Annotated in this window: 18 protein-coding genes and 1 pseudogene; 7 read left to right on the plus strand and 12 right to left on the minus strand. The window is 71.4% G+C overall.

Annotation, left to right across the window (positions count from 1 at the left end):
* Positions 1-16 precede the first annotated feature (16 nt).
* Together ACFVQG_RS37795 and ACFVQG_RS37800 are read left to right on the plus strand one after the other, a co-directional pair.
* Positions 17-466, plus strand: a complete 450-nt coding sequence (locus ACFVQG_RS37795; protein ID WP_383392991.1) for a DUF742 domain-containing protein — start codon at positions 17-19, stop codon at positions 464-466.
* Positions 453-1,052: an ATP/GTP-binding protein gene (locus tag ACFVQG_RS37800; protein WP_383392994.1), complete on the plus strand. Its 600-nt coding sequence runs from the start codon at positions 453-455 to the stop codon at positions 1,050-1,052. The genes ACFVQG_RS37795 and ACFVQG_RS37800 overlap by 14 nt, the downstream gene beginning before the upstream one ends.
* Positions 1,053-1,058: 6 nt before the next feature.
* Here ACFVQG_RS37800 and ACFVQG_RS37805 read toward each other — a convergent pair whose 3' ends face one another.
* The 8 genes from ACFVQG_RS37805 to ACFVQG_RS37840 all read right to left on the minus strand — a co-directional run bounded on the left by ACFVQG_RS37805 (position 1,059) and on the right by ACFVQG_RS37840 (position 8,015).
* Complete coding sequence (locus ACFVQG_RS37805) at positions 1,059-1,658, minus strand: hypothetical protein (RefSeq protein ID WP_383392996.1); 600 nt, start codon at positions 1,656-1,658, stop codon at positions 1,059-1,061.
* An 89-nt stretch (positions 1,659-1,747) separates the two neighbouring features.
* On the minus strand, positions 1,748-2,713 hold the full coding sequence (locus ACFVQG_RS37810; protein WP_383392999.1) for an AraC family transcriptional regulator: 966 nt from the start codon (positions 2,711-2,713) through the stop codon (positions 1,748-1,750).
* A gap of 187 nt (positions 2,714-2,900) precedes the next feature.
* On the minus strand, positions 2,901-3,569 hold the full coding sequence (locus ACFVQG_RS37815) for an ABC transporter permease (RefSeq protein ID WP_383393002.1): 669 nt from the start codon (positions 3,567-3,569) through the stop codon (positions 2,901-2,903).
* On the minus strand, positions 3,566-4,252 hold the full coding sequence (locus ACFVQG_RS37820) for an ABC transporter permease (protein ID WP_383393005.1): 687 nt from the start codon (positions 4,250-4,252) through the stop codon (positions 3,566-3,568). The genes ACFVQG_RS37815 and ACFVQG_RS37820 overlap by 4 nt, the downstream gene beginning before the upstream one ends.
* Positions 4,249-5,412, minus strand: a complete 1,164-nt coding sequence (locus ACFVQG_RS37825; protein WP_383393008.1) for an ABC transporter ATP-binding protein — start codon at positions 5,410-5,412, stop codon at positions 4,249-4,251. Before ACFVQG_RS37825 ends, ACFVQG_RS37820 begins: the two co-directional genes overlap by 4 nt.
* Before the next feature lie 74 nt (positions 5,413-5,486).
* Complete coding sequence (locus ACFVQG_RS37830) at positions 5,487-6,215, minus strand: FAD:protein FMN transferase (RefSeq protein WP_383393035.1); 729 nt, start codon at positions 6,213-6,215, stop codon at positions 5,487-5,489.
* A gap of 25 nt (positions 6,216-6,240) precedes the next feature.
* On the minus strand, positions 6,241-6,651 hold the full coding sequence (locus ACFVQG_RS37835; RefSeq protein WP_383393036.1) for an FMN-binding protein: 411 nt from the start codon (positions 6,649-6,651) through the stop codon (positions 6,241-6,243).
* 26 nt (positions 6,652-6,677) lie between these two features.
* On the minus strand, positions 6,678-8,015 hold the full coding sequence (locus ACFVQG_RS37840; RefSeq protein WP_383393009.1) for a ferric reductase-like transmembrane domain-containing protein: 1,338 nt from the start codon (positions 8,013-8,015) through the stop codon (positions 6,678-6,680).
* 147 nt (positions 8,016-8,162) lie between these two features.
* Between ACFVQG_RS37840 and ACFVQG_RS37845 the strand changes: the two genes are divergently transcribed.
* Together ACFVQG_RS37845 and ACFVQG_RS37850 are read left to right on the plus strand one after the other, a co-directional pair.
* Positions 8,163-8,852, plus strand: a complete 690-nt coding sequence (locus ACFVQG_RS37845) for a response regulator transcription factor (protein WP_383393012.1) — start codon at positions 8,163-8,165, stop codon at positions 8,850-8,852.
* Positions 8,849-10,273, plus strand: a complete 1,425-nt coding sequence (locus ACFVQG_RS37850) for an ATP-binding protein (protein WP_383393015.1) — start codon at positions 8,849-8,851, stop codon at positions 10,271-10,273. Before ACFVQG_RS37845 ends, ACFVQG_RS37850 begins: the two co-directional genes overlap by 4 nt.
* A gap of 2 nt (positions 10,274-10,275) precedes the next feature.
* On the opposite strand, the gene ACFVQG_RS37855 is transcribed toward ACFVQG_RS37850, so the two are convergent.
* The 3 genes from ACFVQG_RS37855 to ACFVQG_RS37865 form a co-directional block, all read right to left on the minus strand.
* The gene (locus ACFVQG_RS37855) at positions 10,276-11,388 is read right to left on the minus strand and encodes a sensor histidine kinase (protein ID WP_383393017.1); all 1,113 of its coding nucleotides are present in this window, start codon (positions 11,386-11,388) and stop codon (positions 10,276-10,278) included.
* A 3-nt stretch (positions 11,389-11,391) separates the two neighbouring features.
* Positions 11,392-12,120: a response regulator transcription factor gene (locus ACFVQG_RS37860; RefSeq protein WP_383393019.1), complete on the minus strand. Its 729-nt coding sequence runs from the start codon at positions 12,118-12,120 to the stop codon at positions 11,392-11,394.
* A gap of 92 nt (positions 12,121-12,212) precedes the next feature.
* Positions 12,213-12,623, minus strand: coding sequence for a hypothetical protein (locus ACFVQG_RS37865; protein ID WP_383393022.1), 411 nt, complete (start codon positions 12,621-12,623; stop codon positions 12,213-12,215).
* 278 nt (positions 12,624-12,901) lie between these two features.
* On the opposite strand from ACFVQG_RS37865, the gene ACFVQG_RS37870 reads away from it, so the two are divergent.
* Positions 12,902-13,900, plus strand: a complete 999-nt coding sequence (locus tag ACFVQG_RS37870) for a YbhN family protein (protein WP_383393025.1) — start codon at positions 12,902-12,904, stop codon at positions 13,898-13,900.
* A gap of 78 nt (positions 13,901-13,978) precedes the next feature.
* Here ACFVQG_RS37870 and ACFVQG_RS37875 read toward each other — a convergent pair.
* A pseudogene (locus tag ACFVQG_RS37875) lies at positions 13,979-14,188 on the minus strand (peptide-methionine (R)-S-oxide reductase); the annotation flags it as partial.
* A gap of 36 nt (positions 14,189-14,224) precedes the next feature.
* On the opposite strand from ACFVQG_RS37875, the gene ACFVQG_RS37880 reads away from it, so the two are divergent.
* Positions 14,225-16,015, plus strand: coding sequence for a recombinase family protein (locus ACFVQG_RS37880; protein WP_383393028.1), 1,791 nt, complete (start codon positions 14,225-14,227; stop codon positions 16,013-16,015).
* A gap of 470 nt (positions 16,016-16,485) precedes the next feature.
* A complete protein-coding gene (locus ACFVQG_RS37885; RefSeq protein WP_383393031.1) occupies positions 16,486-16,662 on the plus strand; it encodes a transposase in 177 nt (58 codons plus the stop codon).
* Positions 16,663-16,791 lie beyond the last annotated feature (129 nt).

The raw sequence follows: 16,791 nt of genomic DNA on the forward strand, positions 1-16,791 counted from the left end.
GAGAGAAGAACGAGCCATGGCGGACGACCGTATCCCGGGCGGTACCGGAGTGGACGGCGTCGCGTCGTCCCCCGGCGCGGAGCCGGTCGCTCCCGTCCCCGCCGTACGGCCGTTCCTCGTCACCGCGGGCCGGGTGGCGGGCGCCGCGACCGGTCCGCCGATCCCCGTCGAGACCCAGGTGGTCGCCACCGCCGAGGGCCTTGACGCGCTGGACCGGCTCTCCTTCGAGCGGCACGACATCGTTGCCGCCTGCAAGCAGCCGCAGTCCATCGCGGAACTGGCCGCCCGGCTGCGGCTGCATCTGAACGTGGTGCGGGTCCTCGCCGAGGACCTGCGTGCCGCCGGGCAACTGGCGGTCCACGTGCCCGACACCGCCGTCACCCATGACGCGTCCGTCCTGCGAAGGGTTATCGATGGCCTCCGCGCCATCCCCGACTCCCGGGGGGTACTCCGTGACACCGACTGAACCGCTGACCGGCGCCACGGCCGCCGACACGGCCGTACGACCGCCGCTGCCGGTGAAGCTGGTGATCGCGGGCGGCTTCGGCGTGGGCAAGACGACCGCCGTGGGGGCCATCTCCGAGATAGAGCCGCTGACCACCGAGGCCGCCATCACCGAGGTCGCGGCGGGCGTGGACGACCTCTCCCTCACCCCGCGCAAGGCCACGACGACGGTCGCGATGGACTTCGGCTGCATCACCATCGACCCGACGCTGAAGCTGTACCTGTTCGGCACGCCCGGCCAGGAGCGGTTCGGGTTCATGTGGGACGACATCGTCGAGGGCGCGGTGGGCGCGCTGGTCATCGTCGACACCCGCCGCCTGGACGACTGCTACGCCGCCGTCGACTACTTCGAGCACAAGGACATCCCGTTCGCCGTGGCGGTCAACGCCTTCGACGGGACGGTCGAGCATGCCCTGGAGGAGGTGCGCTGGGCGCTCGACGTCTCCGAGGGCGTCCCGGTGCTGGTCTTCGACGCCCGCGAACGCGGCTCGGTGCGGGACGCGCTGCTCGTCGTACTCGAACAGGCGCTGGCCCGCACCGAGGGCTAGGGCCTGTCAGCAGGGTCGTACCGAGTAGACCGGGGTCCAGCTGCCGACGGAGTCATAGCTGCGGGCCCCGGGGGTGGTGTAGATCAGGCCGCCGGAGGCGTTGTACATCCGGGCGCGGGTGCCCGTGCTCTGGTTGTTGTCCCAGGAGCCGTTGCCGGTCCACGGGATGGAGTAGGAGCGGCAGGAGTACATGTTGATCTGGCTGCCGCTGAAGTAGGTGCCCTGGTACGCGCAGAAGTAGTAGTAGCTGCACGCGGCGAGGGTGCCGACCGGCTGGCTGAGGTCCCGGACGTAGGTCTCGCCGGGTACCACGACGGTCAGGGTGACCCCTTCGGCCAGCCGGACCTTGTTGGGGGCGATCTGTTCGCCGCCGAGCCGGGCGATCTCCGCGTCCACCCGGTTCTGGAGTCCGTTGGCCTGTGCCTTGCTCAGTCCGGTCTTCTCGGCCGCCGCGGTGAACGCGGAGGTGGTGTCGCCGGACGCCGCGGCGGTCGTGCCGAGACCCGCGCCCAGGGAGAGCAGGACCCCGAGCACGACGACGAGTAAGGACCGTCCGGCGGGACGCCGGATGCCTCGTCGGATGCCTCGCTTCTGACGGTCTTCCATGTGTCTGTTCCCTTCCCTCTCGTTGGCTCGCTGGCGGCCCATGCTCGCCGAACCCGGTCGGCGAGCGGATAGCGGCGCGTGCCAAGCGCTTAGCGCCGCGTGCCAGAGTGGGCGGGCAGTGCCAGACGGCGGTACTCGGTCGGCGGGACCCCGTAGGCCGCCTGGAACACCCGGGTGAAGTCGGCGGGCCGGGGGAATCCCCAGCGCAGGGCGATCGCCTGGACCGGCCGGGCGGACAGCGCCGGGTCGACCAGGTCGCGCCGGGCGTGGCTGAGCCGCTGGCCGCGGATGTAGGAGGCGACCGTGGCGCCGTCGGCGTGCTGCTGGAACAGCCGGTGCAGTGTGCGCAGCGAGATGTGGTGCGCCGCGGCGACCGCCGTGGGGGTCAGGGCGGCGTCGCCCAGGTCCCGGGCGATGAAGTCCTGGACCTGCAGCAGCAGATGCTGCTGGCGGGTTTCGACGGGCAGCTCGCCCAGGGCGTCCACGCGTTCGGCCAGCCACGCGCTGACCAGCTCGGTCAGGACGCGGCCCAGCCGCTGGGCCTGGACCGGAGGGCAGGCCTCGGTGTCGGTGGCCAACTGGGTGAGGAACGTGGTCAGCAGCCGCCCCGTGCCCTCCTGGCCCGGTATCCGCACCGCCAGCAGCCGGTCCACCAGGTCCGACGGCACCCCGACCGCGCCGCGCGGGAGCTGCACCACCACGGAGCCCGCCGGGCCGCCCCGGGCGTCCACCAGGGCCGTGAAGGGGCGCGAGGTCGAGTACACCACGAAGTCACCGCGCCCCACGGTCGCTTCGCACCGGCTCTGGAGAAGGCCCTGTACGCCGCTCAGCGTGAGCCCGACGGCGTACATCCCCGGGTCGGACTGCCGGATCAGCCGCGGCGTACGGTCCGATCTGAGCGCCGAGTAGACCATGTCGGTCACCTGGGCCTCGCCCAGCGCCGCGGCCCGCAGCGAGCCCTGGAAGTCGGCGGCGCGGTCGATGCGGAACTCGTTGCGGACCAGCGCCTTCGCCGTGATGTCGTACCAGGCCGCGACGCGGTCCGGCGCTGGCATGCTGCGACTGTCGTAGATCTGCTCCAGCACGGCTTGGTTCCCCTCCTCGCCCGGCGTGCGCGCACCGCTTTCACCTTGGCGTGCGCGGACCCGGCGCAGAAGGCGAGCATCGGACAGCGCGCGACCGGGCGCGGCGGGCGCGGTCTCAGGCGTGGCGGGCGCGGTCTCAGGCGCGGCGGGCGCGGTTTCAGGCGCCGCGCCGCACCCCGGGGGAGACCGTGAGCCTGGCCACCGTCCAGAAGAGGCCGAGGGTGGCCAGGGCCAGCAGGGCGACCAGGGTGGCGCCGCCGACGACCTTCTCGTAGTCGCGCTGGTAGAGGCCGTCGACGATGTAGCGGCCGAGGCCGCCGAAGCTGACGTAGGCGGCGATGGTGGCGGTGGAGACGATCTGGATGGCCGCGGAGCGCAGTCCGCTGAGGATCAGCGGCAGCGCGACCGGGAGTTCGACCCGGAACAGCACCTCGGCCTCGTGCATGCCCATGCCGCGGGCGGCGTCGACCGGCGCGGGGTCGACGGAGCGCATCGCCTCGTAGGTGGTGACGAGGATGGGCGGTACGGCGAGCACGACCAGCGGGATCATCACCGGGGCCAGACCGAGGCCGAGCAGCACGAACAGCAGGACCAGCAGGCCGAAGCTGGGCAGCGCGCGGGCGGCGGTGGCGATGAGGGCGAGGGTGTTGCCGCCGCGCCCGGTGTGGCCGGTGAGCAGGCCGACCGGCAGTCCGATGGCGGCGGCGATGCCGAGCGCCATCAGCGAGTACCCGATGTGTTCCAGGAGCCGGGTCGGGATGCCGTCGTAGCCCTTCCAGTGGGCGCTGTCGCTGAAGAACGCCTCGATGAAGTTCAGTACGTTCACCGGGTGGCCGCCTTCGCTGCGATCGTGCGGGTGTTCCTGCCGTCGCCGCGCGGCATCCACGGCGTCACCAGCACCCGCAGCACCACCAGCGCGGCGTCGACCAGGACGGCGAGGACGGCGGTGCCGATGACGGAGAGCCAGACCAGGCGGGGCTGGTTGTAGATCATGCCGCTGTTGAGCAGGTTGCCGAGGGCACCCTGGTTGCCGATCAGCATTCCGACGCTGACCAGGGAGATGCTGGACACGGACGCGACCCGCAGTCCGGCGATGATGGCGGGCGCGGCGATCGGCAACTGCACCTGGACATAGCGCCGTACGGGCCCGAAGCCCATGGCGGTGGCGGCGTCCAGGGTCTCGCGGGGCACCGAGCGGACGCCGTCGACGATCGCCGGGACGAACACCACCAGGCTGTACACGGCCAGCGGGATCATCACCGTGATCTCCGCGAGGCCGGTGTAGTCGATGAGGATGACGAAGAAGGCCAGCGAGGGGACCGCGTACAGCACGGTCGTCACCCACAGCACGGGCGGGTACAGCCAGCGCAGCCGCACGCACAGCTGGGCGATGGGCAGCGACAGCAGCAGTCCGGCCAGCACCGGCACCATGGCCAGGCGCAGATGCAGGGTGACCAGGCCCCAGTAGCTGTTCTGGAGGTCGCTGGGCATGTCGAAGAGGTTGTTCATCGCGTGGCCTTCTCGACCGGCGCGTCCGTACGGGAGTCCGTACGGGAGTCCGTACGGCCCTCCGCGTGCGCCCCGCGGATCGCCTCGCCGATGGCCTGCTGAGAGATCACCCCGGCCGCCCGGCCCTCGGGGTCGACGGCGACGGCCCAGCCGGTGGGCGAGAGCACCGCGCAGTCGAGGGCGGCCCGCAGCGAGTCGGTGCCCGCGGCGAAGGGGCGCCCGCAGGGCAGCAGCCGCTCGGGGTCGATGGCCCCGGCGGTCAGCCGGTCGGGCTCGCCCCAGCCGAGTGGGCGGCCGTCCAGGCCGGTGACCAGCAGGTAGGGCACGTCGGGGGCGGTGCGGGCGGCGATCTGCTCGGCGGTGGCGTCGACGGCGACGATCGGCCCGGTCTTGAGGTCGAGCCCGGCGGCCGGGAAGAAGGACAGCCGCCGGATGCCGCGGTCGGCGCCGAGGAAGTCCTCCACGAAGGCGTCGGCGGGGTCGGACAGCAGCTGCGCGGGCGGCGCGAACTGGGCGAGGTGGCCGCCGGTGCGCATCACGGCGACCATGGTGCCGAGCTTGACGGCCTCGTCGATGTCATGGGTGACGAAGACGATGGTCTTGCCCAGCTCGGCCTGGATGCGCAGGAGTTCGTCCTGGAGCCCCTTGCGGACGACCGGGTCCACGGCGGAGAACGGCTCGTCCATCAGCAGCACCGGCGGGTCGGCCGCCAACGCCCGTGCCACGCCGACGCGTTGCTGCTGGCCTCCGGAGAGCTGGTACGGGTAGCGCTTGGCGAGGGAGGCGTCGAGCCCGACGCGTTCCATGAGTTCGCGGGCGCGGGACCGGGCCCTCTGCTTGCCCCAGCCGAGCAGCCGGGGCACGGTGGCGATGTTGTCGAGGATCGTACGGTGTTGGAAAAGCCCGGCGTTCTGGATGACGTAACCCATCGACCGGCGCAGGGTGTTGACCGGCTGCTTCAGGATGTCGGTGCCGTCGAGGAGGATCGTTCCCTCGGTCGGCTCGACCATCCGGTTGATCATGCGCAGCGTGGTCGTCTTGCCGCAGCCCGACGGGCCGACGAGGACCGTGATCGAGCGGTCCGGTATGTCCAGGGAGAGCCGGTCGACCGCCACCGTGCCGTCCGGGTACCGCTTGGTGACTGAATCTATCCGTATCAAAACGCCGAATACCCCTCGGGTTTGGCCGTTGCCGCCCACTTTCACCACGGTCCGTGGGCCGTTGCGGGGAGAGTCTAGACCGGTACCCGCAACCCGGGAGTACGCAGCACCCGCCGTCCGGTGTCCACGGCATACACCTCGCAGCCCGGGCGTGCGGCGGCCCAGGTCACGCCCGCCTCTCCCATCGCGTAGGCCGCGGTGGCGGTGGCGTCCGCCTCGGTGAGCGTGGGGGCGACGACGGTCATGCTGAGCAGGCCGGTCGCCGGGCGTCCCGTGCGGCCGTCCACGATGTGGTCGCCGCGCTCGTAGCGGGCGGAGGTCGCCACCGCCCCGTCGGTGACCTCCAGGACCTGGCACACCTGGTCGGCGTGTTCGGGATGCCGTATACCCACCCGCCAGGGTCCGCCCCCGACGACCACGTCTCCCCCGGCGTTGAGGCAGAAACGCGTCACCCCGGCGTCCGTCAGCAGCCGGGCCGCGCGCTGTGCCGCCCAGCCCTTGACCACCGCGCACGGGTCGAAGCCACGGCCGGGCAGCCAGGCGTCGAAGGCACCGCCGGTCGCCGCCCGGTACTCCGCGCACAGCGCGAGCACCTCGGCGAGGTCGGCGCTCACCTCGCCCTGGCCGATCTCGCCGCGGCCCAGGCGGGAGACCTCGCTGTCCGGCTTGAAGGGGCTGAACCGCTCGTCGGCCTCGCGCAGCCAGGCGAAGACGGCGTCGCCGAGCGAGCCGGGGAAGCCGGGGTCGCCGAGCGAGCCAGGGAAGCCGGGGTCGTCGACGCGCAGGGAGACCGGCAGGCCCATGACGTGTTCGACGCGGTGCGGCACGTCAGGAGCCGTTCGCGTCGAGGGCGGCCTGCAGGGACTCCCGGTAGCCGTCGCTGGTGACGGTGGCGCCGGAGACCGTGTCGACGTCGGCGCTCTGCGCCTCGAGCGTCTCCTCGATCAGGACGGGCACGGCGTCCGTGGTCTGCGGGTGGTGGGGCTGCTGGAGCATGCGGACGGCGGTGATGGTGTCGTCCTCGAAGGTCACCTCGACCTGGACGGGGCCCTTGTCGGTGGCGACGGTGGAGCCCGCGACGACCTGGACGAGGGGTCCCGCCGAGGAGGACGGCGTCGACACGCTGGGGACGGGCGCCGGTGCCGCCGCCTCGGTCGTCGTACCGGTCGACGGGGCGTACCGCCACACGGGGATCAGCGCCGCGACGGTCAGGACCAGAACGGGCAGTGCTCGCTTCACGATGGTCTTCTCCAGGTGTCCCGTGCTCAACCGGCCAGGCTGAACCGCTCGAAGTGGATCTGCGGGCCCGGCACGCCCAGCTCGCGCAGGCCGCGCCGGACGGCGCTGGTCATGCCGGGCGGGCCGCAGACGTAGACGTCCCGGTCGGCCACGTCCGGTACCAGACGGGCCAGTTCGGCGGGGGCCAGCCGGTCGGGGGTCGCGGGGCCGGTGACGAGGTGGAGCTGGGCGCCCTTGGCGTGGGCGAGGTCGCGCAGTTCGTCGTAGAGGACGGCGTCCTGTTCGGTGGTCACGCGGTAGACGAGGACCGCGTGCCCGTGGAGTTCCTCCAGCAGGGCGCGCAGGGGGGTGATGCCGACGCCGCCCGCGATGAGGAGGGCGTCGGGGCGGGTGCGGTGCAGGGTGGTGAAGGCGCCGTAGGGGCCCTCGGCGAAGACGCGGGTGCCGGGGCGGAGGTCGCGCAGGGCGGCGGAGCCGTCACCGGCGGCCTTCACGGTCAGCCGCAGGGTGCGGCCGTCGGGGGCGGCGGACAGGGAGTAGGGGTTCGCCTGCCACCAGCGGTCCTTGGTCAGGAACCGCCACAGGAAGAACTGGCCCGCCCGCGCGGGCAGCCGGTCCAGGTCGCGGCCGGTGATGTGGAGGGAGACCACGTGGTCGTTCTCGGGGACGACCGCCGAGACCCGCAGCCGGTGGCGCCCGTTGCGCCACAGCGGCAGCACCAGCCGCCCCACGGCCACCGCACCGAGGGCGACGCCCCACAGGGTCCACCAGTACGCCCTTGCCGCCGCCGAGGAGACGAACGTCGTCCCGGTCGACACCTGGTGGGAGAAGGCGAGGACGACGGCGAGGTAGGTGTAGAGGTGGATGAAGTGCCAGGTCTCGTAGGCGAGTCGGCGCCGCGCCCAGCGCGCGGAGACGGCGCCGACGGCGAGGACGAGGGAGAGCGCGACGACCGCGCGGAGCACGCCCGTGGTGGTCTCGGCGAGGTCCACCAGCTGGCTCACCGGGTCCATGCCGCTGCCCTCGGCATAGCCGAGGGTGATGAACACGGCGTGGGTGAGCAGCGTCCACAGCAGCGTGAAGCCGGTCCAGCGGTGCCACAGGGTGAGCCGGTCCATGCCGATCCGGTGGTCCAGCCAGGGCAGCCGGGCCACCAGCAGCAGTTGGAAGGCCATCAGCAGGGCGCCGTACAGCCCGGCGAGGCGGCCGAGGACGATCAGGGTGTTACCGGCGAAACCGGCCTGGGTGAAGAAGTACGTCACCACGGCCACGTTCGCGGCCAGCACGGCGTACAGGCCGGTGCGGGCCACCACCCTGGGGCGGATCGCCGTGGGGGGCGCGGGAGGGGACTGGACGGTCGTCACGTGCGGCAACTCCTCGGTGGGGGTGTGACGAGCTTGGCCGCCGGTTGCTGTCGATCTACTGTCATTCAACTTTCAAGTGGATATCGATCCGGCCCCGGGCCCACCCCGCCCCCTCTCCCACGGGGTGCCGTGCCGCACGATGAGACGGTGGACAAAGTTCGACTGCTCGTCGTGGACGACGACCCGCCCATCGCCGATCTCGTCGCGACGGTCGCCCGCTACGAGGGCTGGGAGGCGGTCACCGCGGGCAGCGGTGAGGAGGCGCTGCGCCGTGCCGCCGAGTTCCACCCGGACATCGTGGTGCTCGACCTGATGCTGCCGGGCGTGGACGGCTACGGCGTCCTCGACCGGCTGCGCGCCTCGGGGACGATGGTGCCGGTGGTGTTCCTCACCGCCCGCGACGGCGTCGCCGACCGGGTGGCGGGGCTGACCCGCGGCGGTGACGACTACCTGGTCAAGCCGTTCGCCGTGGAGGAGCTGATGGCCCGGCTGCGCACCGTGCTGCGGCGCAGCGGCGGGCCCGGCTTCCAGCGGTCGGTGCTGCGGGCCGGGGATCTGACGATGGACGAGGACACGCGCGAGGTGCGGCGCGGCGAGCGGACGCTGACGCTCACGCCCACCGAGTACGAGGTGCTGCGCTATCTGCTGCGCAGGTCCCCGACCGTGCTCACCAAGGCGCAGATCCTCGACGACGTCTGGGAGTACGGCTTCGGCGGGCGCTCCAACGTCGTCGAACTGGTCATCAGCCGACTGCGCCGCAAGCTCGACGACACCGGCCCGCCGCTGATCCACACGGTCCGGGGCTTCGGGTACGTCGTCCGGCAGGCCGACGAGTGATCGCCCGGCTGCGGCGCGCGTACCGGCGACTGCGCCTGGGCACCCGGCTCGCCCTCGGCCTCGGGGTGCTGTCGCTGCTGGTGTTCGCGGTGGTCGGCACCGTGCTGACCACCTACATGCGGGACTATCTGGAGCGCCAGCTCGACGACCAGCTGAAGGCCGTCGAGGTGGGCCAGACCAGGGAGGTGGCGTCCCACGGCAAGATCAAACGGCAGCCGTACTACGGGTGGTACGCCGCCGTCTACGACGTCACCGGCGACACGGCCGAGCTGCGCGCCTCCTCCTACGCGCCGTCCGACCCCGGCCCGCTGACCGCCCTCGCCAAGCGACGGGCCGCCGCCGACGAGGAGCTGCTGCGCACCGCGCACATCGACGGCGAGGGCACCTACCGGCTGCGCGCCTGCGAGGTCGGGCCGGGGGTGGTGCTGGTGACGGCCGCGCCCACGGCGGACGTCGAGGAGACGGTCGAGCAGCTGATCACCGTTCAGGTGGTGGCGTTCGTGCTCGCGCTGGTGGCGCTGGTGGTGATCGGCCGGAAGGTGCTGCGGCGCGGCCTGCAGCCGCTGAGCGACATGGCGAGCACCGCGCACGGCATCGCCTCGCACGATCTGACCGACTCGGCGGCCCGGCTGCCGCTGCGCGCCGCCGGGCCGCGCGCCGGGCCCGAGGTGGAGGAGCTGCGCACCGCGTTCAACACCATGCTGGAGCACATCGACGACTCGCTCGCCGTCCGCGCGGAGGCCGAGCGGCGGCTGCGCCGGTTCGTCGCGGACGCCTCCCACGAGCTGCGCACCCCGCTGATGTCGGTACGCGGCTACGCGGACCTGTTCCAGTACGCCGCCGCCAACGCGCCCGCCGAACGCGACCGCCATCTGGCGCGGCTGCGCGGCGAGGCGGCGCGGATGGGCTTCCTCCTCGACGACCTGCTGCTGCTCGCGCGCCTCGACGCCGACGAGATGGAGGTCCCGCTGCGGCTCGCGGACGCCGATCTGGTGGAGCTGGTGCGGGAGGCGGCCGACGCGTTCCGGGCCGCCCACCCGGCCCGTCCGCTGACGGTGACCGTGCCGAAGGAGCCGGTGCGGATACGGCTCGACGCCCGGCGAGTCCGCCAGGTGCTGGACAACCTGCTGACCAACGCGGCCGTGCACACCCCGGCCGGGACCGAGGTGTGCGTGGTGGCCTCGGTCACGGCCGGGGCGGCACTGGTACGGGTCACCGACGCGGGCCCCGGTATTCCGCCCGGCGACCGCGAGCGGGTCTTCGACCGCTTCTACCGCGTCGACAAGGCCCGCAGCCGCGACCGGGGCGGCAGCGGGCTCGGCCTGTCGGTCGCGGCGTCGCTGGTCCGGGCGCACGGCGGCGACATCGCGCTGACGTGTGAGCCGGGGGCGACGGAGTTCACGGTGCGGCTGCCGCGCTGACCTCAGGTCCGCGTGGTCGGCAGGGTCACCTCGAACCGGCAGCCGCCGGAGACGTTGCGTACGGCGGCCCGGCCCTGGTGGGCCTCGACGATGCCGCGCACGATGGCCAGGCCCAGACCGGCACCGGCGGGCGGGGTGCGGGCGTCGCTGCCGCGCCAGCCGGTGTCGAAGACGCGCGGCAGGTCCGCCTCGGGGATGCCGCCGCAGCCGTCGGTCACGGAGACGACGACGCCGTCCGGGCGGCGCTCGGCGGTCACCGCCACGGTGCCGTCGGCAGGCGTCCGGCGGATGGCGTTGACCAGCAGATTGCCCAGGACCCGGCTCATCTCCTTGCCGTCCACCTCGACCGGCACCGCGTCGACCTGGTCGCCGACCAGCCGCACCCCGTGCTCCCGGGCCAGCGGTGCCGCGCCCGCGAGGGCGTCGCCGACCAGGTCGTAGACCGAGATCCGGGAGGGGCTGAGGGCGAGCGCGCCCGCGTGGATGCGGGAGAGTTCGAACAGGTCGCCCACCATGACGTCGAGGCGTTCGACCTCGGTGCGCATCTGGCGCAGATAGCGTTGCGGCTCGGCGGCGACGCCGTCCTCCAGCGCCTCGGACATCGCGCGCAGCCCGGCGAGCGGGGTGCGCAGATCGTGGGAGATCCAGGCGACCAGTTCACGCCGTGAGCTTTCCAGGGCGCGTTCCCGGTCACGGGACTCGGCGAGCCTGCGGCTGGTCTCCTCCAGCTCCCGGCTGAGCGCGGCCAGTTCGGCGGTGGCGGGCCCGTCGGGGGAGGTGAAGTCGCCGCCGTCGCCGAAGGAGCGGGCGGCGAGGGCGAGGGCGCGGCTGCGGCCCACCACCCAGCGGCCGAGCAGCAGGGCGGTGCCGAGCGAGACGACGGCGGCCATCGCGACCACGGTGGTCACCACGTGCAGGTCGTGCGAGGACAGGAACATCGCCTGGGCCACCGCGAGCGTTCCGGCGAGCATCGCGCCGACGGCGACCCCGACGACCACGGCGAGGTGCGCGGTCAGCGACCAGCGCCGGATCATCCGCAGCACCCCCGCGCCGAGCACCCCGGCGGTGACGGCGCCGAGGAAGGCGAAGAAGGCTATGAGGAGGGTGTCGCGCACGGTTCAGTCCTCCGCCGATTCCGGGGCGTCGGCGGGGTCGAACCGGTACCCCACGCCCCACACCGTCTGGATGAACCGGGGGCGGGCCGGGTCGTCCTCCACCTTGCCGCGCAGACGGCGCACATGGACGGTGACCGTCGACAGATCGCCGAAGTCCCAGCCCCACACCTCGCGCATCAGCTCCTCCCGCCCGAACGCCCGCCCCGGGTGCCGCAGGAAGAACGCCAGCAGGTCGAACTCCCTGGTGGTGAGCGAGAGTTCGGTGCCGTCCTTGAGGGCGCGGCGGGCGGCCGGTTCGACGGTGAGACCGGCGCTGCTCAGGGTGTCCGAGGGCTGGGCGGCCGGGCGGGCGCGGCGCAGCACCGAGCCGACCCGCAGGACGAGTTCGCGAGGGCTGAAGGGCTTGGTGACGTAGTCGTCGGCGCCGACCTCGAGGCCGATGATGCGGTCGTCCTCGTCACCGCGCGCGGTGAGCATGATGACCGGCACGGGGCCGCGCCCGCGCATCCGGCGGCACACCTCCAGGCCGTCCATGCCGGGCAGCATCAGGTCGAGGACCACGAGGTCCGGCCAGTGGGCGGCGGCCCGCGCGAGCGCGTCGGGCCCGTCCGCCGCCCGGTCCACGACATATCCGGCCCGGTCCAGGTACCCGGACACGACCTCGGCGACGGTGGGGTCGTCGTCGACGACCAGCACCCGGGCCCCTGGGGCCCCGCTCAGCTGCTGCTCCATCCTGCCAGCCTCGCATCCCGGGGGCCGGGGCGCGGCGGGCGGGGCGGGATGTCCTGGATTCGTAAGGATGCGCGTTCGTCAGGGGCGCGGGCTCAGGGCCCGCCGAGCGCCCGCCCGATCCTCGCCAGCCACTCGTCCACCGGCCCGAGGGCCACCAACCCGCTGCCCGCGCCTACGAGTTCCCCGGTGGCGGGACGCAGCCGGGCATGAACCCGGCGCGGGGCCGGTCGGTCGTCGCAGCGGAGGGCGGCGCCGTGGACGTACATCAGGTCCGGGGGCGGCTCGGGGAGCGCGTCCAGCGACTCCGGATCGGTGAGGGCCTCGGCCCAGGGCCGGTACGGTCCCCGGTCGGCGGCGAGGTCGACGCCGGGGTCGGCTCCCCGGGCCAGCCGCAGGCACGGTGCCGCGCCCGCTGCTCGAGCGGGGCGGGGGGCGGGGCCTGATGACCGGACGGGGTGGACCGTCCCGGCGCCGGACAGAAGGACGCCCGGGTCGCCGTACACGGCGGACGCCCTCGTTGCCGGAAGCCCGCCCCCTCCCTCTCTCCGTCCCCCCCGAGCCACGTCGCCCTCCCTCTCTCCGTCCCCCCGAGCCACGTCGCCCTCCCGCTCTCTTTCCCTCCCGAGCCACGTCGCCCTCCCGCTGACGCTGCCCCGTCGGCTACCGGACACCGGGCCGTCACACCGCCGGGGAACATTGCGGCCGTCCCCCTCCCCGCCTCCGCCCTGCGTCCGCCCGCCCACTCCCCCGGCGGCCGGGACGCGGAAGGACGACGTGCGCCGTGTCCCAGCTCGGAATCGACCACGCCCTGACCGTGCCGCCCCCCACCGCCGTCCGCTCACCGACGGCTTCCCGGCTGGTGCGCCGGGCGCTGACCGTGGCCCCGCTGCTGCTGATCGGCGCCTGGGCGGCGGCCGACTGGCCGTCCATGCGGGACGGCGCCGCCCGCCTGGCCGCCGCCGACCCCGGCTGGCTGCTGGCCGCCGCCTTCTTCACCTGCCTGAGCTGGGTGGTCGCCGCGCTGATCCGGCAGGGCGCGCTGCCGGAGCGGCTGCCGCCGGGCCTGCTGCTGGCCTCTCAGTTCGCCGCGGGCGCCGCCAACCACGTCCTCCCGGCGAGCCTGGGCGCCCATGCCGTCACCCTGCGCTTCCTCCAGCGCCAGGGCATCCCGACGGGCCGCGCGACCGCCTCACTCGCCCTGTACTCCCTGGTCAAGCCGGTGGCGAAGACGCTGGTGCTCCTCGTCTTCCTGCTGGCTTTCCCCGGCCTGCTGCGGCTGGGTGAACTGGTCCCCGACGGACGCACGATGGCCCTGGTGGCCGGAGCCGTGCTGACCCTGCTCGCCCTGACCGCGCTCCTGCTCACGGCGGTACGCCCCCTGCGCCGCCCCGTCCTCTCCCTCCTGCGCACCGCCCTGACCGACGCCCGGGTACTGCACACCCGCCCCAGCCGGGTCCTCGCCCTGTGGGGCGGGGCCGCCGCCACTCCGCTGGTACAGGGCAGCGTGATCGCCACGGTCGGCTTCTCCCTGGGGCTGCCCCTGTCCTGGGCACAGGTGGTCCTCGCCCTGCTGCTCTCGAGCACGGCCGTGGGCGCCGTACCGGCTCCGGGCGGCATCGGCCCGGTGGACGCCGCGCTGGTGTTCACCATGGCCGCCTTCGGCGCCCCGGTGGGCCTCGCCACGGCGACCGTCATCGCGTACCGCGTCCTGACGGTCTGGGTACCACTGTTGCCGGGGGCCCTGGTCCTTTCGGCTCTGGTGCAGCGCAAGGTGCTGTGAGGGAAGGGAACGCCCGACGGGACAGGCGCGGGCGCCGACCTCAGCCCCGATCCCGCCCCATGGGTGCCCCTCCCCGGCTCAGTCCCCAGCCGGGGTCAGCCGCAGGGAGAGCGAGTTGATGCAGTACCGCTGGTCCGTCGGGGTCGGATAGCCCTCCCCCTCGAAGACGTGCCCGAGGTGCGAGCCGCAGCGCGCGCAGCGGACCTCGGTGCGGACCATGCCGTGGGAGCGGTCCTCGATCAGCTCCACCGCATCGCTGTCCTTCGGGTCGTAGAAGGACAGCCATCCTTGATTCATGGATGCACACTACTTCCGGGCCGCATCATGAGCGAGCGGATCATCGGCGTCATTCGCCTCTCGGACAGGACAGATGTCACGACCTCTCCGGAACGACAACGAGCCAGCATCGAGAACGCCACTGCGGCACGCGGAGCTGAGATCGTCGGCTGGGCCGAAGATATCGACGTATCCGCATCCCAAAAGTCCCTTTGGGAGCGTCCGGAACTCTCCGCGTGGCTGGAATGTCCTGAGCGGTGGGACGCACTCATGTTCTGGCGGCTGGACAGGTTCGTCCGCAAAGTGTCGGACTTCGCGGAGATGATCCGATGGTGCCAGAAGCACGACAAGAACCTGATCTCTGCCACCGAGACAATCGACATCCGCTCCCCGATCGGGCGCGTGATCGCGTACATCGTCTCGGCTTTCGCCGAGATGGAGGCCGAGGCGATTCGCGAGCGCGTCACCGGCTCACACGACTACTTGCGAAGAAACGGCCGGTGGGGCGGAGGGCTCGCCCCGTACGGCTACCGGGCGGAGCCAAGCCCGGGAGGCAAGGGCGTACGACTCGTGGAAGATTCAGCAGCAGCGGAGATCGTGAGGGAGATCGCGCGTCGTGTGATCTCCCGCGAGTCCTATCTCTCCATCGCAGCCGACCTGAACGAACGCGACGTTCCCCCTCCCACCAATCAACGCCACATCAACGCGGGTCGCCCTGTCGATCCACAGATTGCGTGGACGAGCAAGAGCGTGACCGCGATCATCACGTCCGAACGGATTCGCGGCCGCGTAGAGCACAGGGGCGAAGTCGTGCGCGACGGGGAGGCCAATGCCGTGCTTCGCGGACCAGAGCTCATCAACGCGGAAACCTGGCAGGCCCTTCAGCGGGAGTTCGCGCGGCGCAGTCGACCCGACCGCCGTCGCGCCTCCTCGGCCCACCCCTTGTTGGGCGTGGTGTTCTGCGGCTCATGTCAGGAACGCATATACCAAGGCTGGGCGACTGAAAAGGGGCGTCCAAGGAGGCGCACATACGTTTGTCGATCACGAGTGCGCGGACGAGAATGCACTTCCCCAGCTTCCGTATCCGCCGAGGCTGTGGACAAGTACGCCGAAGAGCAATTCCTGCTGAAGGTCGGCGCGTGGCCTATCAAGGTCGAAGTAGTCGAGGCGGGCGAGGACCATCGTCAGGAGATCGAAGAACTGGAACAGGCGCTGGACCGACTGGAGACGGACCGGTACGAGCGGGGTCTGTTCGCAGGAGAGGATGGTTCACTCCGCTACGAACGCCGTCATGTGGCCCTCTCGAACAAGCTAAGCAAACTCAAGGAACTGCCCTACCGCCCACCCAGAAGCACCTGGGGAGCAGCTTGGGACAACACCAAGAGTAAGGCTGGGGACGCGGTAGACTACGTCCTTTCGTACAGTAGTACCGTCGGGCTCTGCGCGAGCGGCGGCGGCATGGCCGGGGCAGGAAAGGGAAGAACAGCCTGCTTCATGCGCGTGGGAGACGATTACGCGTTCACCTGGACTAAAGAAGATCTGGCCGGGCCAGAGGCAGGCCTTGGCTTCAGCGCTGACCTCGTTTGGAGCAACGCTGACTCCATTGACCAAGTGCGAGGCGAGGCAGGAGGGTTCAACGGAACCCTTGGACCGGTCTCTCTCGCACATCGTGGAACCTACGGAACCAGAAACAGCAGAGGCGACATCGTTCACAGTGTCATCTTCAGCGGAGGACCCCAGGCCGGTCTGGGTGGCAGCTTCGGATCAGGTCATACCCACATCGCACCTGTAGGCACCGTCGCAAGAGAGGTTGTTGATGCTGTGACATTCTGGAATTAACCGCCAAATCTACAGCCACCCCCACCCTCCGCGAGGAATATTCCTGGAGGGGTGGGGCGTGGGATAGAGTACCCCCGGATTCCGTCACTGCAAAAAGAGCGAACAAGTTATCGACGAGAAGATCATCTTCACGTCCGATGACGCAAGGGGTGGACACATGAGCATTGTATGGTCGGGGATTTTTGCCGTAATATGCCTTGGTGTTCTTTTCAATGTGCGTGACTGTGCGTTTCGCATCTATCAATTTTTCATCGACCATGGACCAATCGGTCCCGGCCGAGGGTTCAGTCCGACGCTCGTGAGAATTTTGGGTGGGGTCTTGGGAGTCGCTGTATCTGTGGAATTTGCGACCTCCGTGACGGGGGCCCTCCATTAGAGCTCGTAACAGGATCTTGTCGAGGCGCCCTGGTCGAGCATGACCGATGTGATGATTCGGCCGTTCGCGTCGTGTGACGACTCGGCCGTGGATCGTGGAGGATGACTTGTGGGCACGGATCGAACCGCTGCTCCCGCCGTGCCCCGAGCGGTCGCCCGGGCCGAAGTCGGTGAATGACCGGCTGTGTCTACAGGGCATCTTGTACGTCCTGCACCAGGACATTGCCTGGCAACTCGATGGTGTCCCGCCGCGTGCAACGCCAGTGCGTTAAGGATGTGTGCGCCCTGTCAAGAGGGCGGGACCTTTGGTAGTTCGCATGGTGTCGAAGCCATTGCGAGTGTCTCGGAGGTCCCGTTGCCGCAGAATTCTGTCAGCGTCAGGTCCGGCGCGACAGCCCTGG

It is taken from the genome of Streptomyces sp. NPDC057877, from assembly GCF_042796855.1.
Lineage (GTDB): Bacteria > Actinomycetota > Actinomycetes > Streptomycetales > Streptomycetaceae > Streptomyces.